General features: G+C 67.5%; 19 protein-coding genes, 1 tRNA gene and 1 other RNA gene. 18 read left to right on the top strand and 3 right to left on the bottom strand.

The window, feature by feature from the left end:
• Positions 1–48 precede the first annotated feature (48 nt).
• The 5 genes from AAW00_RS02170 (at position 49) to AAW00_RS02190 (ending at position 4,213) form a co-directional block, all read left to right on the top strand.
• Positions 49–762, top strand: coding sequence for an SIMPL domain-containing protein (locus tag AAW00_RS02170; RefSeq protein ID WP_052761723.1), 714 nt, complete (start codon positions 49–51; stop codon positions 760–762).
• A 75-nt stretch (positions 763–837) separates the two neighbouring features.
• Positions 838–1,155 carry a hypothetical protein gene (locus AAW00_RS02175; RefSeq protein WP_063359790.1) on the top strand — a complete coding sequence of 106 codons (318 nt, stop codon included), beginning with the start codon at positions 838–840 and terminating at the stop codon, positions 1,153–1,155.
• Positions 1,156–1,257: 102 nt separating this feature from the next.
• Positions 1,258–1,935: a response regulator transcription factor gene (locus AAW00_RS02180; protein ID WP_047002691.1), complete on the top strand. Its 678-nt coding sequence runs from the start codon at positions 1,258–1,260 to the stop codon at positions 1,933–1,935.
• The gene (locus tag AAW00_RS02185) at positions 1,886–3,361 is read left to right on the top strand and encodes a sensor histidine kinase (RefSeq protein ID WP_420911610.1); all 1,476 of its coding nucleotides are present in this window, start codon (positions 1,886–1,888) and stop codon (positions 3,359–3,361) included. The genes AAW00_RS02180 and AAW00_RS02185 overlap by 50 nt, the downstream gene beginning before the upstream one ends.
• Positions 3,362–3,451: 90 nt before the next feature.
• Positions 3,452–4,213, top strand: coding sequence for a hypothetical protein (locus tag AAW00_RS02190; protein WP_052761724.1), 762 nt, complete (start codon positions 3,452–3,454; stop codon positions 4,211–4,213).
• A gap of 28 nt (positions 4,214–4,241) precedes the next feature.
• Here the strand turns inward: AAW00_RS02190 and AAW00_RS02195 are convergent, their stop codons facing one another.
• A complete protein-coding gene (locus AAW00_RS02195) occupies positions 4,242–4,541 on the bottom strand; it encodes a chorismate mutase (protein WP_047002692.1) in 300 nt (99 codons plus the stop codon).
• A 65-nt stretch (positions 4,542–4,606) separates the two neighbouring features.
• Between AAW00_RS02195 and AAW00_RS02200 the strand changes: the two genes are divergently transcribed.
• The 9 genes from AAW00_RS02200 (at position 4,607) to AAW00_RS02235 (ending at position 14,811) form a co-directional block, all read left to right on the top strand.
• On the top strand, positions 4,607–5,629 hold the full coding sequence (locus AAW00_RS02200) for a polyprenyl synthetase family protein (RefSeq protein ID WP_047003462.1): 1,023 nt from the start codon (positions 4,607–4,609) through the stop codon (positions 5,627–5,629).
• Positions 5,630–5,637: 8 nt separating this feature from the next.
• Positions 5,638–8,124, top strand: coding sequence for an ATP-dependent helicase HrpB (gene hrpB, locus AAW00_RS02205; protein ID WP_047002693.1), 2,487 nt, complete (start codon positions 5,638–5,640; stop codon positions 8,122–8,124).
• A 15-nt stretch (positions 8,125–8,139) separates the two neighbouring features.
• Positions 8,140–8,421 carry an ETC complex I subunit gene (locus AAW00_RS02210; protein ID WP_047002694.1) on the top strand — a complete coding sequence of 94 codons (282 nt, stop codon included), beginning with the start codon at positions 8,140–8,142 and terminating at the stop codon, positions 8,419–8,421.
• A gap of 152 nt (positions 8,422–8,573) precedes the next feature.
• An RNA gene (ffs, locus tag AAW00_RS14425) (signal recognition particle sRNA small type) lies at positions 8,574–8,668 on the top strand.
• Between the two features lie 50 nt (positions 8,669–8,718).
• Positions 8,719–10,515: a DNA polymerase III subunit gamma/tau gene (locus AAW00_RS02215; RefSeq protein ID WP_047002695.1), complete on the top strand. Its 1,797-nt coding sequence runs from the start codon at positions 8,719–8,721 to the stop codon at positions 10,513–10,515.
• Positions 10,516–10,532: 17 nt separating this feature from the next.
• The gene (locus AAW00_RS02220; RefSeq protein WP_047002696.1) at positions 10,533–10,874 is read left to right on the top strand and encodes a YbaB/EbfC family nucleoid-associated protein; all 342 of its coding nucleotides are present in this window, start codon (positions 10,533–10,535) and stop codon (positions 10,872–10,874) included.
• Between the two features lie 16 nt (positions 10,875–10,890).
• Positions 10,891–11,799, top strand: a complete 909-nt coding sequence (locus AAW00_RS02225) for an energy transducer TonB (protein ID WP_047002697.1) — start codon at positions 10,891–10,893, stop codon at positions 11,797–11,799.
• A 126-nt stretch (positions 11,800–11,925) separates the two neighbouring features.
• Positions 11,926–14,316 (top strand): endopeptidase La, encoded by a 2,391-nt coding sequence (gene lon / locus AAW00_RS02230; protein WP_047002698.1) that lies wholly within the window; start codon positions 11,926–11,928, stop codon positions 14,314–14,316.
• Between the two features lie 222 nt (positions 14,317–14,538).
• A complete protein-coding gene (locus AAW00_RS02235) occupies positions 14,539–14,811 on the top strand; it encodes an HU family DNA-binding protein (protein WP_047002699.1) in 273 nt (90 codons plus the stop codon).
• Positions 14,812–14,909: 98 nt separating this feature from the next.
• Here AAW00_RS02235 and rlmB read toward each other — a convergent pair whose 3' ends face one another.
• Entirely contained in the window at positions 14,910–15,695 is a 786-nt protein-coding gene (gene rlmB, locus AAW00_RS02240) for a 23S rRNA (guanosine(2251)-2'-O)-methyltransferase RlmB (protein ID WP_047003463.1), read from the bottom strand.
• A 132-nt stretch (positions 15,696–15,827) separates the two neighbouring features.
• Here rlmB and AAW00_RS02245 point away from each other — a divergent pair.
• Positions 15,828–15,913: transfer RNA gene (locus tag AAW00_RS02245), tRNA-Tyr, on the top strand.
• 15 nt (positions 15,914–15,928) lie between these two features.
• On the opposite strand, the gene acs is transcribed toward AAW00_RS02245, so the two are convergent.
• Entirely contained in the window at positions 15,929–17,863 is a 1,935-nt protein-coding gene (gene acs / locus AAW00_RS02250; protein ID WP_047002700.1) for an acetate--CoA ligase, read from the bottom strand.
• 89 nt (positions 17,864–17,952) lie between these two features.
• On the opposite strand from acs, the gene AAW00_RS02255 reads away from it, so the two are divergent.
• The 3 genes from AAW00_RS02255 to rpsB all read left to right on the top strand — a co-directional run bounded on the left by AAW00_RS02255 (position 17,953) and on the right by rpsB (position 20,995).
• Complete coding sequence (locus AAW00_RS02255; protein ID WP_047002701.1) at positions 17,953–18,705, top strand: phosphatidylserine decarboxylase; 753 nt, start codon at positions 17,953–17,955, stop codon at positions 18,703–18,705.
• On the top strand, positions 18,702–19,667 hold the full coding sequence (locus tag AAW00_RS02260) for a CDP-alcohol phosphatidyltransferase family protein (protein ID WP_420911611.1): 966 nt from the start codon (positions 18,702–18,704) through the stop codon (positions 19,665–19,667). Before AAW00_RS02255 ends, AAW00_RS02260 begins: the two co-directional genes overlap by 4 nt.
• Before the next feature lie 536 nt (positions 19,668–20,203).
• The gene (rpsB, locus tag AAW00_RS02265; protein ID WP_047002702.1) at positions 20,204–20,995 is read left to right on the top strand and encodes a 30S ribosomal protein S2; all 792 of its coding nucleotides are present in this window, start codon (positions 20,204–20,206) and stop codon (positions 20,993–20,995) included.
• Positions 20,996–21,094: the final 99 nt, after the last annotated feature.

Here is a 21,094-nt window from a genome sequence, read left to right on the forward strand (position 1 = left end):
GCGGCGGCGGCAGGTCGTCCGCCGGTTCACCTTTCAGGAGTTTGCCCGATGATCCGCTACGCCTTGCCCCTCGCTGCCGCCGCGATGGCCGCCGTCCCTGCCGCCGCGCAGGTCGAGCAGACTGCCGCCGGACCCGTGGTCGAGCTGTCGGTGAACGAGAACGTCTCGGTCGACCCCGACATTGCGAACATTTCCGCCGGCGTCACCACTCAGGGCATGACGGCCGAGGCGGCGCTGAGCGACAACACCGCGCTGATGGAGCGCCTGATCGCCGAGATCGAACGGCTCGGCATCGACGAGGACGATATCCAGACCAGCGGCGTCAACGTGAACCCGCAGTACGAGTGGGACGAAGCGACGCGCGCCCAGCGCTTTACCGGCTATCAGGTGTCAAACCGGGTGCAGCTGGTGGTACGCGACATCGCCCGCACGGGGCGCGTGCTCGATGCGCTGGTGCGCGTAGGGGCGACCGACCTCGGCGGCATCGGCTGGGGCGTGGACGATCCCGCCCCGGCACAGGACCAGGCCCGCACCACCGCTTTTGCCACCGGGCGCAACCGCGCGCTGAATTACGCGCGCATGGCGGGCTATTCCGACGTGCGCCTGCTGCGGGTGAGCGAGGCCTTTACCGCGGGACGGCCCATGCCGATGTACGACCAGGCCATACAGGTGACCGCGGCCAGAAGCGAATCCGTGCCGGTACGCCCCGGTCAGGTGCAGACCGGCATCACCGTCAACCTGACCTACGAGATGGTGCGCTAGGGCCCAACCTTAACGCAGGGGCGGCGAGCGTATTCACGGGTTGTTCAATGCCCGGCGTTTAGGCACACAGGCATCGTGAAAAAGCTCGCCGCCCTTCTTGCCGCAACGGCATTCGCAGCATCGCTGTCCGCCGCGCCTGCGCAGGCGCAGGAGCGTGGCTTCGATCGCGGCGACCAGGCCAATGCCCGCGCCGAAATGGCCGCGGGCCGCAACATGCCGATCCGCGACATCGAGCGACGGATCATCCCGCAGATGCGCGCCGACGACGAGTATATCGGCTTCGAATACGATTCGAGCGCGCAGGCCTATCGTCTCAAGTTCATCCGCGCCGGGCGCATGATCTGGGTCGACGTAGACGCGCAGACCGCGCGTATCCTGCGCGTCTCGCGCTGAGCGCCCGCCACCATTCCCATCCCCACCGGAAACCCGCGCGCCCGTTGACGCGTTCATGTTCGAGGCGCATTTCCGTTCGCGCACGATAACAGGGATTTCTGGATGCGAATTCTGATTGTGGAGGACGAGCCCACGCTCGGCCAGCAGCTCAAGTCGACGCTGGAGCAGAACGGCTATGCCGTCGACCTCAGCACCGATGGCGAGGACGGGCATTTCCTCGGGAGCACCGAGGAATACGATGCCGCCATTCTCGACCTCGGCCTGCCGGAGATCGACGGGCTCACCGTGCTCGGCATGTGGCGCAAGGAGAAGCGCAATTTCCCCGTGCTGGTACTGACCGCCCGCGATTCGTGGAGCGACAAGGTCGCGGGCCTCGATGCCGGCGCGGACGATTATCTTGCCAAGCCGTTCCAGACCGAGGAGTTGATCGCCCGCCTGCGCGCGCTGATCCGCCGCGCCAGCGGCAACGCTTCGAGCGAATTGACGGCTGGCCCCGTGCGGCTGGACACGCGTTCGGGCCGCGTCACGCTGGCCGGAGAGCCGGTCAAGCTGACGGCGCAGGAATACAAGCTGCTGAGCTACCTGATGCACCACAAGGGCAAGGTCGTCAGCCGCACCGAGCTGATCGAGCATATCTACGACCAGGATTTCGACCGTGATTCGAATACGATCGAAGTCTTCGTCACGCGAATTCGCAAGAAACTCGGCGCAGATGTGATAACGACGATCCGTGGCCTCGGTTACAGCCTCGACGACCCCGACGAAGCTCCGCGCGAATAAGCGTTCAGAAGCGGAGGCGGAACGCGCCACCACCGAGGCCGAAGCCGCGGTGGAGGCAGCCGCGCGCAACGTGACGGCGCCGCATACCGGCAGCCTGTCCCGGCGCATGATGCTGATCGCCGCGGTTTGGATCGTGGTGCTGTTGAGCTTCGGCGGGGTGGCGCTCGACCGGGTGTTGACCAACCAGCTGAGAAGCGAATTCGACAGCCGGATGCTCATCCCGCTGAACGCCATGCTGCGCTCGGCCGACCTCGATCCGTTCGGGGATGTCTATTTCAACTCGATTCTGGGCGACCAGAACTACCTCGAGCCGGGCAGCGGATCCTACTGGCAGATCAGCGGGGAGGGGCACCAACCCTATCCCTCGCGCAGCCTGTGGGACGACCGGCTGGAGGTGCGCGACGTGATCGCCGCCGAGCCGATCTTCTACGACAGCGACCAGTTCCCTGACGAGCCGCTGCGCATGGTGCAGCGCACGATCCAGTTGCCCGGCAGCGACGTGCAGTGGCAGTTCGTGGTGGCGCAGAGCCGGGCGAGCCTCGACGAGCAACGCGCGACTGTCCGCGGCACGCTGATCTGGGCCTTTGCCATCCTCGGCATCGGCCTCTTCCTGATCACGGCGGCGCAGACCTGGTATGGCCTCGGACCGCTGCGCCGCATCCGCAGCGCCATCGTGCGGATGCGCACTACCGGCACCAACCGCGTCACCGAGCCGCTGCCCCTCGAGGTTCAGCCGATGGTGGAGGAGCTGAATGCCCTGCTCGCCCACTCGGAAAGGCAGGCGGAGGAGGCGCGCACGCACGCGGGCAATCTCGCCCATGCGCTCAAGACCCCGCTGACCGTGCTCAACAATGCCGCCCATGCCCACGCGCCCGACCTCGACGAGACCGTGCTGCGCGAGGCGGACACCATGCAGCGCCACGTCGATCACCACCTCGCCAGGGCAAGGGCGGTGGGTCGGCGGGCCACGGGCCTGTCCCGCACCGTCGCGATGGAGAGCGCCGAGGGCGTGGAACGCGCGGTCTCGCGGCTCTACCAGCACGTCCGCTTCGCCCTCACCGGTTCGCGCACGAGCGAGGTGGCGATGGAGCGGCAAGACCTCGACGAACTTCTCGGCAACCTGATCGAGAATGCCGCCAAGTACGGTGGTGGCAGCGTATTCGTCACCATCGATGCCGAACCAGGTCGCGACGAATGTGTGATCTGGATCGAGGACGACGGCATGGGCATCCCCGAAAAGGATCGCGGTGCGATTTTCGGGCGCGGGGCGCGGCTGGACACCGGCAAGCCCGGCACCGGCCTCGGCCTCGCCATCGTGCGCGACGTGGCGGAGATCTATGGCGGCACCGTCGATCTGGGCGAGAGCGAGGACCTTGGCGGCCTGCTGGTGAAGCTGATCCTGCCGCGCGCGCCGAGCGCGGGCTGACGATGAAGCGGGCACTGGCCGCGTTCAGTCGCGGTGCAGCTAGCTTGCTCTAAGCCCGCCTGCATAAAGGCAAATTATCGGAGAGAGACCATGACGACGCGCTTTACGGGCGTTGTCCTCGCCACTGCGGCAGCGCTGGGGCTGGGGGCCTGCACCACCTACGACGAATACGGCTATCCGTCCTCGACCGTCTCGGTCGGCGTGGGGATCGGCTCGGGCTATGGCGGGTACGGGGGCTATGGCTCGCGTTACGGTTATGGCTACGACGATTACTACGGCTGGTACGACGACTACTATTATCCGGGCATCGGATATTACATCTACGACCGCTACGGCTCACGCTATCGCTGGTCGGACCGCCATCGCCACTACTGGGAGCAGCGCCGCCGCGGCCACCGCGACTATCGCGCGCACTGGGACGGCTACGACGGCCCGCATCGCTATGCCGACATGCCCCGCTATCGCGATTACCAGCGCGGCTATCAGGGCGACAGGCGGGGTGAATGGCAAGGCCGCGATCAGCGCCGCGACGGCGGCTGGCAAGGCCGCGACCAGCGTCGTGGCGACCCGCGGGCCGGCAATTATTCCGGGCGCCCCGATCGTGGCGGAGAGCGCCGCGGGGATTGGAGCGGCAGGCGTGGCGACAATGCACAAGGCCAGCAACGCGCCGCTCCGCCACAGGCCGCCCCCCCGCCCCGGCAGGCCCGGCCGGAACGCGCGCAGCAGCAGGCTCGTCCCGAACGCGCCCAGGAGCAGCAGGCCCGTCCGCAGCAAGAGCGCGTTCGCCCGCAGCGTGGCCAGCCGGCGCGCGACCGCAGCGACAGGTCGCGGCCGGAGCGCCAGCCTGATTGATGCCCGGCCCACGACCGGCGCGCCGCCGTCAGATTTGGCGCGCCTGGTTGTGGTGCCGGATCACCTCGTCGATGACGAAGCGGATGAACTTCTCGCTGAACTCGGGGTCGAGATCGGCCTCGCTGGCGAGCTGCCGCAGCCGTTCGATCTGCGCCGCCTCGCGGCCCGGATCGGCGGGCGGCAAACGCTTCTCCGCCTTGTAGGCCCCCACCGCCTGGGTGATCCTGAAGCGTTCGGCCAGCATGTGGATCAGCGCTGCATCGATGTTGTCGATGCTCTTGCGATAGCTGGCGAGCTGCGGGTCGGCGGGTGTCGGACTGTCGGTCATCGCCGACTCAATGCGGCAGAACTGCGCGCTTGCCAAGCAGCCGCCGCGCCCCCATGGCGGGCGGCATGAGCGACAACGTCGTCCCCATCAAGCGTGGCGCCGATGCGGGCCCACCCAGCCTGTCGCCCATCCTGTCGCTGACAGCGACGCAGATGAACGCGGTAAACGCCATCATCCTAGACCGGATGCAGAGCGAGATCCCGCTCATCCCCGCGCTCGCAGGGCACCTCATCGCGGGCGGCGGCAAGCGGATGCGCCCGATGCTGACCCTCGCCGGGGCCGAGGTGGTGGGTTACCAGGGCACGCGCCATCACAAGCTCTCCGCCGCGGTCGAGTTCATCCATACCGCCACCCTGCTACACGACGACGTGGTCGATGGCAGCGAGACGCGGCGCGGCAAGGAAGCGGCCAACATCGTCTTCGGCAATCCGGCCACCGTGCTGGTCGGCGATTTTCTGTTCAGTCGCGCGTTTGAGCTGATGGTGGAGGACGGCAGCCTGCGCGTGCTGAAGATCCTCAGTTCCGCCAGCGCCATCATTGCCCAGGGCGAGGTCGACCAACTGACCGCGCAGCGCCGGATCGAGACGAGCGAGGAGCGCTATCTCCACATCATCGGCGCCAAGACCGCCGCGCTGTTCGCCGCCGCCAGCCGTATCGCCGCCGTAGTGGCCGAACGGCCCGAGGCGGAGGAGAAGGCATTGGACGATTACGGGCGCAATCTCGGCATCGCCTTCCAGCTGGTGGACGATGCGATCGACTACGATTCCGATGCCGCCGAAATGGGCAAGGACCGCGGCGACGATTTCCGCGAGGGCAAGATGACGCTGCCCGTCATCCTCGCCTACGCTCGCGGCGACGCGGAGGAACGGCGTTTCTGGCAGGACGCCATCGCCGGTTTCGCCAACGAGGATGCAGACCTCGCTCGCGCGGTGGATCTCATCCGCAAACACGACTGCGTCACCGCCACCCGCGACCGTGCCCGCCACTTCGCCGACCGCGCCTGCGACGCACTCAGCGTCTTCCCCGACAGCGCGGCAAGGCGCGCCATGGTCGAGGCGGCCCGGTTCGCCGTGGCGCGGGGGTACTGACGCGGCGCGTGTCCGCCGACCTTCCCATTCACGCCGTCCTGCCCGACCTGCTCTCAAACTTGCGCGCAGGCAGCTCCGCCGTGCTCGTCGCGCCGCCGGGGGCGGGCAAGACCACGGCGGTCGCGCCAGCCTTGCTGGACGAGCCCTGGTGCGGCGGCGAGATCGTCGTCACCTCGCCCCGCCGGGTCGCCGCGCGCGCGGCGGCCGAGCGGATGGCGCACACGCTGGGGGAGAGCGTGGGCGAGCGGGTGGGCTACCTCTCGCGCCTCGACAGCCGCAGGGGCGCCCGCATCAATGTCGTGACCGAAGCGATCCTGGTGAACCGCCTGATGGAGGACCAGGAGCTTTCGGGCGTCTCCGCCCTCCTTCTCGACGAAGCGCACGAGCGCCACCTCGACAGCGATCTCGCGCTGGCCCTGGCGCTGGAGACCCAAGGCGTGCTGCGGCCGGACCTCAGGGTATGCGTGATGAGCGCCACCATCGACGGTGCGCGGTTTGCTCGCCTCATGGCCGATGCGCCGGTGATCGAGAGCGAGGGCCGCGCGCATCCGCTGCGCATCGAATGGCTCGGCGCCTCGCCGGAGAAGCGGATCGAGGAGGCGATGACCTCCACCGTCCTCCACGCCTGCCGCGAAGAGGAGGGCGATATTCTTGCCTTCCTGCCCGGCGTCGGCGAGATCGAACGGGTCCGCGAACGCCTAGCCCAGCGCCTGCCGAATACGCCGATCCTGCCGCTGCACGGGCAGGTCGAACCAATTGCCCAGCGCGCTGCCATTCGCCGCGATCCCGAAGGACGGCGCAGGATCGTGCTCGCCACCAGCATCGCCGAGACTTCGCTGACGCTCGACGGCGTGAGCGTGGTGGTCGACAGCGGCCTTGCGCGACACGCCGAATTCGACCGCGCGGCGGGCACCACGCACCTCGTCACTCGCCGCGCGAGCCGGGCGGCGGCGGCGCAGCGGGCGGGGCGTGCGGCGCGCCAGGGGCCGGGCGTCGCCTACCGCCTGTGGGAGGAAGGCGGCCACGCCGGGCGGCCGGAGTTCGACACGCCGGAGATGCTCACAGCGGACCTCGCGCCGCTGGTGCTCGGCCTTGCGCGCTGGGGCGTGGGCGATCCGGCCAGCCTGCAATGGCTCGACGCGCCGCCCGAGCCCTCGCTCGCCAGCGCGCGCTCGCGGCTGGAGGCACTTGGTGCGCTGGATGCGGGCGGGTTGACGGAGAAAGGCGCGCGCATCGCGGCGCTGCCTATGGAGCCCTGGCAGGCCGCGATGCTGCTCGCCGGAGTGGGGGCGGGGGAAGCGCTGCTGGCGGCGAAGCTCGCGGTGCTTTTGCAGGAGCGCGGGCTGGGCGGGCGCTCGGAAGACCTCGAGGCGCGGCTTCTGCGCTGGGACGGCGACCGTTCGGCTCGGGCGAAGGCCGCGCTAAGACTGGCGGAAAGGTGGGCGCGGCAAGCCACAAATATCACCGCTCATGCTGAGCTTGTCGAAGCATCGTCGTTCTCTTTTGATGCGGGCGATAACAAAAGCGGTCCTTCGACAAGCTCAGGACGAGCGAGGATTGGGGCCGGTACCTTGATCGCAGCCGGGCGGCCCGACATGCTGGCCAGGCGACGCGATGCCTCGGGCGAGAACTGGGCCTCGGCGGGCGGGCGCGGTTACGTGCTCGATGCGGCTTCACCGCTCGCGCGCGCCGAGTGGCTCGCCATCGGCGACGCACAGGGGCAGGCGAAGGGCGCGCGGATCACCGCCGCCGCCGCGATCACGCAGGCGGAGGCCGAGCGGCATCTCGGCCACCTGATTGAGACTCGCACCGTGGCGCGCTGGAACGAGGGCGAGGGCCGGGTCGAGGCGCGGCGCGAACGACGGCTGGGCGCGATCACGCTCGCCAGCGGACCCGACCCCGACCCGGACCCGCAAGCGCTTGTGGACATACTTGTGCAAAAGGCAGTGGAGCGGCTGGGGACAATACTCCCCGGCGGATTCCTCGCCCGCGCCCGGTTCGCCGGTTTGCCTCTTGACGAGGGCACACTGGCACAGCGGGCCGACGAATGGCTGAGCCCATTGCTCGCGGGTCGCCGCGACCTCGACCTGCCGCCCGCGCGCTATGCCGAAGCGGCGCTGAACCTGCTGTCTTGGGAGGAGCGTCAGCGCCTCGACGCCGCGGCCCCGCGCCAGTTCGCCAGCCCCGCGGGCACCAGCCACGCTATTGATTATGCCGCCGACGATGCGCCGAGCGTGGAGGTGCGGGTGCAGGCTCTGTTCGGGCTCGACCGGCACCCGATGATCGGCTCGACACCCTTGCTGCTCAAGCTGACCGACCCCGGCGGCAAGCCCATGCAGGCGACCCGCGACCTGTCCGGCTTCTGGCGCGGATCGTGGGACGATGTGAAGAAGGCCGGAAAGGGTCGCTATCCCAAACACCGCTGGCCCGACGAGCCATGGGACGAGGCGCCCAGTCTCAAGACGAAAAACGCCTTCAAAAAAGCGGGCGGGTGAATTAGTGGCAAGGCCATGACCGAAGCCCGCATTTACAAGCGCCCGAAGACCGCCATGCAATCTGGCAAGGCCCTGACCGATCAGTGGGTGCTCGATTTCGTGCCCGCAGAGGCCAAGCGGCCCGATCCGCTGATGGGCTGGGCTGGCAGCGGCGACACGCGCCAGCAGGTGCAGCTGAAGTTCGCCAGTTGCGAGGCCGCGCAGGCCTATGCCGAGAAGCACGGCATCACCGCGCGTGTCCATACGGTGCCGCCCAAGAAGCTGAAGATCCAGGCCTACGCCGATAATTTTCGGTAACCTGTTTTCGAGCCCGCCTCCGCGGGCTCGTCCTCGCTATACACACTTCGCTTCGCTGCGTGCCCGCTGCGGGCGGGCGTTCGCCCTTGCGAGCCTGCGGCTCGAAAACAGCGTGCTATTGCACTGTCGGGTTTCAGCCGCCATATGCCCGCCCGGGAGTCGGGTGGACGTTCGCGTCTGCTCACCGGGTCAGGGCCGGAAGGCAGCAGCCCAGGTAGATGGCAGCGGGTCGCTCGGCTCCTTTTTCCACACCATTGATGCGATGACATTCGCCCGGTCAGGGCCTACCTTTGTGCCATGACCGATTCACCGGACGATCCGGACGGCCTGCCTTGGGCCGATGACGTGCAGGACGAAGCGAAGCCGAGCGCCGCCGAACTGGAGGCGGCGGGGCAAAACTCGATGTTCGGCGAACCGGCTCCGTCTCCGGCTCCCGTTCCAGCAGCTACTGCGACAAGAACCGCCGACCCCGCGCAGCCCTATCGCGTACTGGCGCGCAAGTATCGCCCGCAGACCTTCAGTCAGCTGATCGGGCAGGAGCCGATGGTCCGCACGCTGGGCAATGCCATCGCCCGCGACCGGCTGGCCCATGCCTTTCTGATGACCGGCGTGCGCGGGGTTGGCAAGACCAGCACCGCGCGCCTCATCGCCAAGGCGCTGAATTGCATTGGGCCGGACGGGCAGGGCGGCCCGACCATCGATCCGTGCGGGCAATGCGAGCCCTGCGTCGCCATCGCCGAGGGGCGGCACATCGACGTCATCGAGATGGACGCCGCGAGCCACACCGGGATCGACGACATCCGCGAGATCATCGAATCCGTCCGTTATGCAACCGTCTCGGCGCGCTTCAAGATCTACATCATCGACGAGGTGCACATGCTCTCCAAGGCCGCGTTCAACGGCCTGCTGAAGACGCTGGAAGAGCCGCCGCCGCACGTGAAGTTCCTCTTCGCGACGACCGAGGTGGACAAGCTACCCGTCACGGTGCTCAGCCGCACCCAGCGCTTCGACCTGCGGCGCATCCCGACCGACCTGCTGCAGCAGCACTTCGCCGCCATCTGCCGCGCCGAGGGCGTGGAAGCCGAGGACGAGGCGCTGGCGATCGTCGCCGCCGCCGCCGAGGGATCGGTCCGCGACGGGCTCTCCATCCTCGACCAAGCCATCGCCCACGCCGACATGGATTCGGCAGGCGGCGAGACCATGGTCCGCGCCGAAAAGGTGCGCGACATGCTCGGCCTCGCCGACCGCGGGGCGCAGCGCACGCTGTTCGCGCACCTGCTGGAGGGCGATGCCCCGGCGCTGCTCGCGGCGATGGAGGGACAGTACGCACTGGGCGTCGAGCCGCTGGCGCTGATGCGCTCGCTGATGGAATTCACCCACCGTATTGCGCTGACGCAGGTCGCAGGCGGAGAGGCGGACGCCCCCACGCAGGAGGAACGCGCCGCGCTCGGCGAATGGGCGGGGCGCATGTCGGCGGCGCAGGTCCACCGGCTATGGCAGCTGCTGCTGAAGGGCCACGACGAGGTCCGCACCGCGCCCGATCCCTTGGTCTCCGCACAGATGGCGCTGCTGCGCGCGCTGCACGCGGTCGAGATGCCCGATCCCGGCAAGCTGGCGAAGGAACTGAAGGACCTGGCCGCGAGCGGCGTAGGCACACCCGGCGCGACTGGCGCGGCACCATCGGGCGCGCCCTCGGCCGCCTTGTCATGGGAGGAAATCGTCGAGCGGATCGACAACTCGCACGTGTCGGGTGCCATGACGCTCGCCTCGAGGCTGCGGATGCAGGTGCGGGTCGTCTCGCTCGAGCAGGGCCACCTCTCCTATACCCAGCCGCCCGGATACTCCGACGAGGTGGCTTCCGAATTGCGCAGTGCGCTGTTCGAGGTCCTTGGCCAGCGTTGGGAAGTCACCAAGGTGGACGGCGAGGGCGCGCCAACGCTGGTCGAGCAGGCCGAGGCCGAGCGGATCGCCGCGCAGGACCGGGTGCGCCGGCATCCGATGATGCAGGCCGTCTTCGAACAATTTCCGGGGGCCCGCATGGTCGAGGAACCCGAAAACCCCCGCGGACGCGAAGACTGGTCGCGCAGCGCCTGAACATGTAAGGACACGTCATGCAGAACATGGAAGAAATGATGCGCGCGGCGCAGGAAGCCGCCACCAAGATCCAGCAGCAGATGCAGGATGCGCAGGTCAAGCTCGACACCATCGAAGTCGAGGGCAGCGCGGGCGGCGGCCTCGTCAAGGTCCGCGCCACCGCGCGCGGCCGCATCCTCGGCGTTGCCATCGACGACAGCCTGTTCGCCGAGGAGGAGAAGTCGATTCTCGAGGACCTCGTCACCGCCGCCTTCAACGACGCGCGCGACAAGGCCGACCGCAAGGCGGGTGAGCACATGGCGGAGATGCAGCAGGGGCTGGGCCTGCCGCCGGGGTTCAACCTGCCCGGGATGGGCTGAAACAGCAGGGGGTAATATGGGCCGCAAGCTACTAGCCCTGGTCGCGAGCGCCGCGACTCTCTGCGTTCAGCCGGCATCCGCGCAGGTCGAGATACCGGCCGATGCCGTGCGCCTCAGCCCCTCGATGCCTTGGAACGTCGATTTCGCCGAGCAGAGTTGCGCGGCGCGACGCATATTCGGGGATGGCACGCACGAGGCGTTTCTCGAACTGCGCCAGTTTTCACCGGGCAACTCCTATCAGATGCTGGTGTCGTCTGGCGATGTCCCGCGCCGGAGCGATCCCAGATTTGCCTGGCTTCCTGATACCAGCATCGGCGATCCTCCGGGCACGATCATGGGATCGACCTCGGAAGGATTCGGCGAAGGCTACGTGGTCACCACCGGCCTGCTGACCTTCGACCAGCAGGCCGCCGTTACCGCTGCGGCCGAGGCCGAGGCACCCTATCCCATCGCCGAGGAGGTGGTCGACAATCGCCATGCCGAGATACAGGGGCTGCTGGTCGAGCGCGGCTTTCGCAATCCGATGTATCTGGAAACGGGGTCGCTCGGACGGGTGATGCAGGCGATGGAGACCTGCATGAACAGCCTGCTCGAATCCTGGGGCATCGATCCGGCGGTGAACCGCACGATCACCGTACCGGTCAAGCCGCTCGACATGGCGCGCTTGGCGCGCGAGGTGGCGCAGGTCTATCCGCAGCGCCAGCTGCAGCGCGGCGCGCAGGGTCTGGTGAATATCCGGATGCTCGTCGATGCCCAGGGGCAGGCGTCGAATTGCGTGGCGCAGGCGCAGATGAACGATCCGGTCTTCAATCGCCTCGCCTGCGAAAGGGTACTCAGGTTTGCGCGGTTCGAGCCTGCGCTGGACGCCGCCGGGCAACCCGTCGACAGCTTCTGGACCACCGCCGTCGTCTACATGATGAACTGACCGCTGGCCCGCGGCCCGGCGCATCCACATCAATCCGTCCACAACCGTTGCGAGGCGGCGGGCGCGCTCCCATATCCGCCAGTGAAACAGGCGGCGTGTTGCGCCGCCCAACGGACGGATTATTCTATGAACGCCTACCCCCTTCTCCCCCTTCGCGACATCGTCGTCTTCCCCGGCATGGTCGTGCCGCTCTTCGTGGGTCGCGACAAGTCGGTGGCGGCGCTGGAAGCGGCGATGGAGAGCGAGCGCGACATCTTCCTCGTCGCCCAGCGCGACCCGGCGACCGACGATCCCGTGCGTGAGGATGTCTACGACATCGGCACCGTTGCGCAGGTGCAGCAGATGCTGAAGCTGCCCGACGGCACCGTGCGCGTGCTTGTGGAAGGCCAGTCGCGCGCCAAGATTTCCGACTGGCGGGTGGATGGCGACTTCGTGCTGGCGCAGGTCGCCGCGCTCGACGAGACGACCGCTTCCGGCAGCGAGGTCGCGGCCATGATGAGGAGCGCGCTCGGCCAGTTTTCCGACTATGCCAAGGCCAGCAAGAAGATGCCCGAGGACATCGAGAGCGAGCTGGCAGAAATCGAGGACGCGGGCCAGCTGGCCGATGCCATCGCCGCCAACCTGACCGCCAAGGTCGACGCCAAGCAGCAGCTGCTCGCCGAAACCGACGGTCTGAAGCGACTCGAGACGGTCTATTCGCTGATGGAAAGCGAGCTTTCCGTGCAGCAGGTGGAGCGCAAGATCCGCGGCCGCGTGAAGCGGCAGATGGAGAAGACCCAGCGTGAATATTACCTCAACGAACAGCTCAAGGCGATCCAGAGCGAGCTGGGCGGCGGTGATGGCGAGGGCGACGAGCTCACCGAGCTGGCGAAGAAGATCGAAGAGACCAAGCTCTCCAAGGAAGCGCGCGAAAAGGCCGAGGGCGAGCTCAAGAAGCTGCGCGGCATGCAGCCGATGAGCGCGGAGGCGACCGTCGTGCGCAACTACCTCGACGTGCTACTCGGCCTGCCTTGGGGCAAGAAGTCGAAGCTGAAGAAGGACATCGCGCAGGCGCAGCAGGTGCTCGACGCCGATCATTACGCGCTCGAAAAGGTCAAGGACCGCATCGTCGAGTATCTCGCGGTGCAGGCGCGCACCAACAAGCTGAAGGGGCCGATCCTGTGCCTCGTCGGCCCGCCGGGCGTGGGCAAGACGTCGCTGGGCAAGTCGATCGCCAAGGCCACGGGTCGCGAGTTCATCCGCCAGAGCCTGGGCGGCGTGCGCGACGAGGCGGAGATCCGCGGCCACCGGCGCACCTACATCGGGTCGCTGCCGGGCAAGATCGTCTCGAACCTCAAGAAGGCGGGGACCAGCAACCCGCTGTTCCTGCTCGACGAGATCGACAAGCTCGGACAGGATTTCCGCGGCGACCCCGCCAGCGCGCTGCTGGAGGTGCTCGACCCCGAACAGAACAACAAGTTCCAGGACCATTACCTGGAGCTCGACATCGACCTTTCCGACATCATGTTCGTGACCACCGCAAACAGCCTCAACCTGCCGCAGCCGCTGCTCGACCGCATGGAGATCATCCGGCTGGAGGGCTATACCGAGGACGAGAAGGTCGAGATCGCCCAGCGCCACCTCGTCGCCAAGACGGTGAGCGAGCATGGCCTCAAGGACGGCGAGTTCACACTGACCGAGGAGGCGCTGCGCGACCTCATCCGCTATTATACCCGCGAAGCAGGCGTGCGCACGCTGGAGCGCGAGATCGCACGGCTGGCACGAAAGAGCCTGCGCCAGATTCTGGAAGGCAAGGCGGAAAGCGTCACCGTGACGCCCGAAAACCTCTCCGACTTCGCCGGTGTGCGCAAGTTCAAGCACGGCGTGTCCGAGCAGGAGGCGCAGGTGGGTGCCGTCACCGGGCTCGCTTGGACGAGCGTTGGCGGCGAGTTGCTCACCATCGAGAGCGTCACCACGCCCGGCAAGGGCGAGGTCAAGACCACCGGCAAGCTGGGCGAGGTGATGAACGAGAGCGTCGCTGCCGCCTTCAGCTTCGTGAAGGCGCGGGCGCCGGCCTACGGCATCAAGCCGAGCCTGTTCCAGCGCAAGAACGTCCACATCCACCTGCCCGAAGGCGCGGTGCCCAAGGACGGCCCGAGTGCGGGCATCGGCATGGTGACGTCGATCGTCTCGACGCTGACCGGTATCCCGGTGCGGCCCGATGTCGCCATGACCGGCGAGGTGACCCTGCGCGGCCGGGTGCTGGCCATCGGCGGGCTCAAGGAAAAGCTGCTCGCGGCGCTGCGCGGGGGCATCAAGACCGTGCTGATCCCGGAGGAGAACGAGAAGGATCTCGCCGAGATACCCGCCAACGTGAAGGAAGGGCTGGAGATCATCCCGGTCAGCCATGTCGACCAGGTGCTCGAACGCGCGCTGGTGGAGCAGCCCGAGGCGATCGAATGGACCGAGGCGGACGACATCGCCAGCCAGCCGCAACCCCAGGTGGTCGCGTCCCCCAGCACCGGCACCGCCCATTGACATGCGATGCGCTCCCCGCCGTGCCGGGGAGCGCGATCGCGTCGCGGGCGGGCAAGATTCTGGGCCTCGGAGGGGCGATTTCTTCGCCTCGTCCGAAAAAGCTCGGGCGTGGACGGGTTAGCCTTTGACAGCCCGTGGAAAAGTCGCTCAATTCCCCGCTTCGCCACGCGAGTCTCCAACGGACCGCAAGCAAGACTTTTCTTTCGAGGGGGTTCTCCACCGATGAACAAGAACGAACTGATCGCTGCCGTCGCGGATTCCAGCGGTCTTTCGCGCAACGATGCCACCAAGGCGGTGGAGGCCGTCTTCGACACCATCCAGACAACGCTGAAGAAGGGTGACGAGGTTCGCCTCGTCGGGTTCGGCACCTTCTCCACCGCGCGCCGCAAGGCCTCGACCGGCCGTAATCCGCGCACCGGCGAACCGATGACTATCAAGGCCTCGACGCAGCCCAAGTTCAAGGCCGGCAAGGGCCTCAAGGATTCCGTGAACTGATCTTCCGGGGAGGGGAGGTCCGGCGCGGATGACGCAGCCGGACAAGGCGAGGGTCGTCCTGCGGGGCGGCCCTTTCCTTTCGCAGTCAGCCGGGCGGACTACCGCGTGGCGATGGCGTAGAGCGCAATGGCCGCGGCGTTGGAGACGTTCAGGCTTTCCATCGCCTCGCTGATCGGCAGGCGCGCGAGGGCATCGCAGTGCTGGCCCACGTTGTGCCGCATGCCTTCGCCTTCGGCTCCCAGCACCAGGGCCACCGGCCCGGCGGGCAGCGCCTCGGCAAAGGTCGCCTCCGCTTCCCCGGCAAGGCCGATGCGCCAGTACCCGGCCTCGGCCAGCTCCTCCAGCGCGCGGGCGAGGTTCACCACGCGCACCCACGGCACGAACTCCAGCGCGCCCGATGCGCTCTTGCCCACGACGCCGCTTTCGGGCGGCGCGTGGCGATCCTGCGTGACGATGGCGGCGGCGTTGAATGCCGCGGCGGAGCGCAGGATGGCGCCGACGTTGTGCGGATCCGTCACCTGGTCGAGCACGACGATCGGGCGAGAAGCATCGCCATCCATCACGTCGGCAAGGTGCAGGTCCTCGAGCGGCTCGCATTCGAGCACGAGACCCTGGTGCGGCGCATCGCGCGCGACCAGCCGGGCGAGATCGGCGACCTCGGCACGTTCGAGGGGGAAATCCGCGGGCAGCTCGCCGTCGAGCGAGTCGAGGCCATCGAGCGTCGCCCACAGCTTGCGGTGCTGGCGCGCCGGGTTCTTCAGCGCCGCCTCGACCGCGTGGCGGCCCCACAGGCGCACCGCACCCTTGCTCGCGCGGCCCGATCCGCGCCCGCCCTGCATCCGCCCTGCGCGACCGCGCAGCGCACCCTTCTTGCCCTTGGCCATGATTTCCTCGCTAGTCGGCGGCTCCCCTGCCAGCACGCCCATTGACAGGCAAGCGGTGCTTCGCCATTGGGGCGCCTCTCGGCCGGACGGCCCCTCTTTCAAGGGGCGCGCATACTCCCGGCAAACCGGTGTGGACAGGTGGCCGAGTGGTTAAAGGCAGCAGACTGTAAATCTGCCCGCGCAAGCGTACGCTGGTTCGAATCCAGCCCTGTCCACCACCGGCTTTTCTCGCATCACCCCCGGTTCTGCCGACCCTCCACCAGGCGATCGACCAGCGAGGGATCGGCCAAAGTCGAGGTATCTCCAAGCGCGCCGTAGTCGTTCTCGGCGATCTTCCTGAGGATGCGGCGCATGATCTTGCCGCTGCGGGTCTTGGGCAGGCCGTCGGTGAAGTGCAGGTGGTCGGGCGTGGCGATGGGGCCGATTTCCTTGCGCACCCACTGGCGCAGTTCCGTGGCGAGCGCGTCGGACGCCTCGACCCCTTCCATCAGCGTGACGTAGCAGTAGATGCCTTGGCCCTTGATGTCGTGCGGGTAGCCGACGACGGCGGCCTCCGCGACACAGGGATGCAGGACCAGCGCGCTCTCGACCTCGGCGGTGCCCATGCGGTGACCGGAGACGTTGATGACGTCGTCCACCCGGCCGGTGATCCACCAGTATCCGTCGGCATCGCGCCGCGCGCCGTCGCCGGTGAAGTATTTGCCGGGAAAGGTGCTGAAATAGGCCTCGGTGAAGCGCGCGTGGTCGCCATAGACGGTGCGCGCCTGCCCCGGCCAGCTGGCCGCGATGCACAGGTTGCCTTCGATGACGCCCTCTCCCCCGACGGGCTGTCCTTCTGCATCGACCAGCACGGGCTGCACGCCGAAGAAGGGCAGGCCTGCGCTGCCGGGCTTCATGTCGTGGGCGTAGGGCAGGGTGGTGATCATGTGGCCGCCAGTCTCCGTCTGCCACCATGTGTCGACCACCGGGCAGCGGCCTTCGCCCACGACATCGTGATACCAGCGCCAGGCTTCAGGGTTGATCGGCTCGCCCACGGTGCCGAGCAGGCGCAGGCTGGATCGGTCGTGCGCGGCGACCCAGCCGTTGCCCTCGCGCATCAACGCGCGGATGGCGGTAGGCGCGGTGTAGAAGATGTTCACTCGGTGCTTGGCGATCACCTGCCAGAATCGGCCGTGATCGGGATAATTGGGCACGCCTTCGAAGATCAGGCTCGTGCCGCCGTTCAGCAGTGGGCCGTAGGTGACGTAGGTGTGGCCGGTGACCCAGCCGATGTCGGCGCTGCACCAGAAGACCTCGCCCGGCTGGTAGTCGAAGGTATGGCGGAAGGTCGTCGCCGCCCAGACGGCATAGCCGCCGGTGGTGTGCAGCACGCCCTTGGGCTTGCCCGTGCTGCCGCTGGTGTAGAGGATGAACAGCGGATCCTCCGCCGCCATCTCCTCGCACGGGCAATCGGCATCGCTGACGAGGTCGGCGTACCGGTGGTCGCGGCCCTCCTTCATCGGCACGGCCTTGCCGGTGTGCGCAATGACAAGCACGCCTTCCACCGCTACGCCGGGCAGGTCGAGCGCGGCATCGACGTTGGCCTTCAGCGGAATGGTCTTGCCCGCGCGCAGCCCCTCGTCGGCGGTAACGACGAAGCGGCTCTCGCAATCCTGGATGCGCCCGGCGATGCTTTCCGGGCTGAACCCGCCGAAAACCACCGAGTGCACCGCGCCGAGGCGTGCGCAGGCGAGCATGGCGACCGCGCCCAAAGTGATCATCGGCATGTAGATGGTGACCCGGTCGCCCTTGCGCACGCCCAGAGCCTTCAGCGCATTGGCCATCCGCACCACCTCGGCATGGAGTTCGCGGTAGGTAAGCGTACTGCCGGGCGCGGCGGGATCGTCGGGTTCGAAGATGAAGGCCGTCTCGTCCCCGTGCGCGGCGAGATGGCGGTCGACCGCGTTATGGCACATGTTAAGCGAGCCGTCGGCGAACCACGCGATCTGCGGGGGCTCGAACGACCATTCGCCGCCCCGCGTGGGCGCCCGCATCCAGTCGAGGCGCTTTGCCTGCTCCAGCCAGAAACCGTCCGGGTCCGCCAGCGATCGGCGATACATCGCCGCGTACTCTTCGGGCGTGCAATGGGTGTGCGCGGGCGGGGCTGGGTGGGGGACGGTGTCGTTCATGCGGGCAACCTTACGCCCGTTCGCGGCGGCGACAAGAGGCGGCCATGTCGCAGCTTGTGACACGTCGGATCCGCGCCTAGGAGAAGGCAATGGCTGGTGAATTGAGAGACAACCGCGGTCGCGGGGATGCCGAGTGGCGCTTTCCCCCGATCCATCCCGAAGGGCGCAAGTTCGGTCTGATTGCCGTCGCCGTCGCGCTGGTGTTCCTGCTGTTGCTCGACTGGGAGCTCGTCGGCTGGCCGCTGCTGCTGCTGTCGCTGGGCGTATTCGCGTTCTTCCGCGATCCCGAGCGCGTGGTCCCGCAAGGCGAGAACACGATTGTGTCCCCGGCGGACGGGCAGGTCTCGCTGATTGCGCAGGTGCCTCCGCCCGCCGAACTGCAGGGCAGCGACGGCGATGGCGGGCAGGGCCTGGGCAGCGATCCCGTCACCCGCATATCCATCTTCATGTCGGTATTCGACGTGCACATCAACCGCGCCCCGATCGCCGGCACCGTGCGGCGCGTCGTCTACATTCCCGGCGCCTTCATGAACGCCGATCTCGACAAGGCGAGCGAGGATAACGAGCGCCAGCACATCCTGATCGAGCGCGCCGACGGCAAGCGGCTGGGCTTCACCCAGATCGCCGGACTGGTGGCGCGGCGCATCGTGCCGTTCGTCAAGCCGGGCGACATTCTCGCCGCCGGGCAGCGCGTGGGCCTTATCCGCTTTGGCAGCCGGGTGGACGTCTACCTGCCCGCCGATACCGATGCGAGAGTGCTACTGGGCCAGCGCGTGATCGCCGGGGAAACCGTCCTTGCCGAGCTCGGCACGCGGCAACTGCTAGAAGGGGTCAACCAGTGATTGCGGGCGATAACGACATGGGCAGGTCCTACGACGACGAACTTGGCGACGAGCTGGATGACGAGGGTGAGGGGCTGGGCGCGGGACCGGCCTGGCTTGGCCCCAAGGCGAGCGAGCACGAACACGTCACCCGTTCGGGCGGCGGGCGCGGGCTGGCGATGCGCGCCGTGGTGCCCAACGCGATCACCGCGGCCGCGCTGTGTTCCGGCCTGACCAGCATCCTCTTCGCCATCGGCGAACAATGGGACAAGGCGGTGTTCGCCATGATCGTGGCGGGCATCCTCGATGCGATGGACGGTCGCGTGGCACGCCTGCTGAAAGCGCAGTCGCGCTTCGGGGCCGAGCTCGACAGCCTTTCCGATTCGGCCAGCTTCGGCATTGCCCCGGCGCTGGTGCTGTACCTGTGGTCGCTGGTCGCCGTGCCGCGCTTCGGCTGGCTGGCGGCGCTGGCCTATGCGATTTGCTGCGCACTGCGGCTCGCCCGCTTCAACGCGCGCATCGACGTGGAGGACCAGCCGCACAAGCTAGCGGGCTTCCTGACAGGCGTACCCGCACCGATGGGGGCGGGATTCGCTTTCATGCCGATCTATCTCTGGCTGGCGACGGGAGAGCCGCTGTTCCGCGATCCGCTGCTGGTGGGGCCATGGCTCGTGATCGTGGCAATCCTGATGGTGTCCAACCTCGCCACACCCAGCTGGAAATCGCTCAGCCCGTCGCGCGATCTCAAGCTGGCCTTCATCGCCGTGGCAGGCCTGCTGGTGGGCGGCTTGCTGATGGAAACGTGGTGGACGCTGGTCTTGATCGGAGTGATCTACCTCGTGCTGATCGGCTGGACGATCGCGCGGTACGGCAAGGTGAAGCGCGAGCGCAGGGCTGCGCTTACGCCGCAGCCCGCGCGAGAGCCTCTCGGGGTCGACGAACTCGAACGCTCGCTTTCCGGCGGGCGGGACGACCGGCGTTGAGCTCGGCGCGGATGGCGCGGAACTGGCGCGCCCCGGTGCGCAGCGAGACGTAGCACGAATAAAGCGCAATCGCGGCGACAAGGCCGAAGAACAGGGAGATCGCGATAGCCGTCATCGTCGTGGTCCTTGTGCAAGGCGCGAACGCCTATGAGGAAATGCTCACATAGCGGCGAAAGGTTCCCGTTTCCGCCGTTTCTGGCAGCCTTGTTCCACCTATGTTCCGATGCGTCAAGCGCTTTGTTCCGTTTGTGTTCTCGTCTGGCGAGCCGGCGGGATGCAGCGAAGGGGCAAGAATACGGGGAAATACTCGGTTCATCGGTATTTTCACGCGGTTCGTCGACAATTTGCGCAATTTCCGGCTGGTAACGGCGCCCGGTCTCGGCTAAGGGCGCGTCCGCCGGAAGACCCATGCGCGAAGGTGCCGGGTCGCAACCACCGGCAAATTCACATGGATGGCATACATACCGGTGCCGCCTGCGGGTCATCCCGCGGCCGGTTCCCCGCCATCCAGAGGCATAACCGGAAGGAATTTTATTATGGCGGCTCCTACCGTCACCATGCAGCAATTGATCGAGGCCGGCGTTCACTTCGGCCACCAGACCCACCGCTGGAACCCGCGGATGAAGCCGTACATCTTCGGCGCGCGCAACGGTGTTCACATCATTGACCTGTCGCAGACCGTGCCGCTGATGGCGCGTGCGCTCGACTTCGTGCAGCAGACCGTGCGTGCGGGCGGCAAGGTGCTGTTCGTCGGCACCAAGCGCCAGGCGCAGGAGCCCATTGCCCAGGCCGCGCGCGCCTGCGGCCAGCACTACGTCAACCATCGCTGGCTGGGCGGCATGCTCACCAACTGGAAGACCATCTCGGAGCGCATCAAGCACCTCAAGGCGCTCGAGGAGCAGCTTTCGGGCGAGGCCGCCGGCCTGACCAAGAAGGAACGGCTGAACCTCACCCGCAAGAAGGAAAAGCTCGAACTCTCGCTCGGCGGCATCCGCGACATGGGCGGCGTTCCGGACGTGATGTTCGTGATCGACGCGAACAAGGAAGATCTGGCGATCAAGGAAGCCGGCGTGCTCGGCATTCCCGTGGTCGCGGTGCTCGACACCAACGTCGATCCGGAAGGCATCGCCTTCCCGATCCCCGGCAACGACGATGCCAGCCGCGCCATCCGCCTCTACTGCGACGCCGTGGCCCAGGCGGCCACCAAGGGCCGTGGTGAGGGCGTTGTCGATTCGGGTGCCGACATCGGCGCCATGGACGCCCCGCCGGCGGAAGCGAGTGCCGAGGAAGCCGCTCCGGCTGCCGAGGAAGCTCCGGCCGAGGCCTGATCGCTTTCCCCGCACGCGGGCCCAAATGTCGCCCGCGTGTCACGAATACCCATCAAGGCGCCGGTCCCATCGCGGACCGGCGCCGCATGATTATTGAGA

Source organism: Aurantiacibacter luteus, from assembly GCF_001010945.1.
Lineage (GTDB): Bacteria > Pseudomonadota > Alphaproteobacteria > Sphingomonadales > Sphingomonadaceae > Alteraurantiacibacter > Alteraurantiacibacter luteus.

Excerpts from the sequence above, each read along its gene's own strand:
- lon (WP_047002698.1), top strand. The coding sequence starts at position 11,926 with ATGAACGCCTACCCCCTTCTCCCCCTTCGCGACATCGTCGTCTTCCCC.
- AAW00_RS02180 (WP_047002691.1), top strand. The coding sequence starts at position 1,258 with ATGCGAATTCTGATTGTGGAGGACGAGCCCACGCTCGGCCAGCAGCTC.
- AAW00_RS02255 (WP_047002701.1), top strand. The coding sequence starts at position 17,953 with ATGGCTGGTGAATTGAGAGACAACCGCGGTCGCGGGGATGCCGAGTGG.
- rlmB (WP_047003463.1), bottom strand. The coding sequence starts at position 15,695 with ATGGCCAAGGGCAAGAAGGGTGCGCTGCGCGGTCGCGCAGGGCGGATG.
- rpsB (WP_047002702.1), top strand. The coding sequence starts at position 20,204 with ATGGCGGCTCCTACCGTCACCATGCAGCAATTGATCGAGGCCGGCGTT.
- AAW00_RS02235 (WP_047002699.1), top strand. The coding sequence starts at position 14,539 with ATGAACAAGAACGAACTGATCGCTGCCGTCGCGGATTCCAGCGGTCTT.
- AAW00_RS02190 (WP_052761724.1), top strand. The coding sequence starts at position 3,452 with ATGACGACGCGCTTTACGGGCGTTGTCCTCGCCACTGCGGCAGCGCTG.
- AAW00_RS02220 (WP_047002696.1), top strand. The coding sequence starts at position 10,533 with ATGCAGAACATGGAAGAAATGATGCGCGCGGCGCAGGAAGCCGCCACC.
- AAW00_RS02210 (WP_047002694.1), top strand. The coding sequence starts at position 8,140 with ATGACCGAAGCCCGCATTTACAAGCGCCCGAAGACCGCCATGCAATCT.
- acs (WP_047002700.1), bottom strand. The coding sequence starts at position 17,863 with ATGAACGACACCGTCCCCCACCCAGCCCCGCCCGCGCACACCCATTGC.
- AAW00_RS02195 (WP_047002692.1), bottom strand. The coding sequence starts at position 4,541 with ATGACCGACAGTCCGACACCCGCCGACCCGCAGCTCGCCAGCTATCGC.
- AAW00_RS02200 (WP_047003462.1), top strand. The coding sequence starts at position 4,607 with ATGAGCGACAACGTCGTCCCCATCAAGCGTGGCGCCGATGCGGGCCCA.
- AAW00_RS02225 (WP_047002697.1), top strand. The coding sequence starts at position 10,891 with ATGGGCCGCAAGCTACTAGCCCTGGTCGCGAGCGCCGCGACTCTCTGC.
- AAW00_RS02215 (WP_047002695.1), top strand. The coding sequence starts at position 8,719 with ATGACCGATTCACCGGACGATCCGGACGGCCTGCCTTGGGCCGATGAC.
- AAW00_RS02170 (WP_052761723.1), top strand. The coding sequence starts at position 49 with ATGATCCGCTACGCCTTGCCCCTCGCTGCCGCCGCGATGGCCGCCGTC.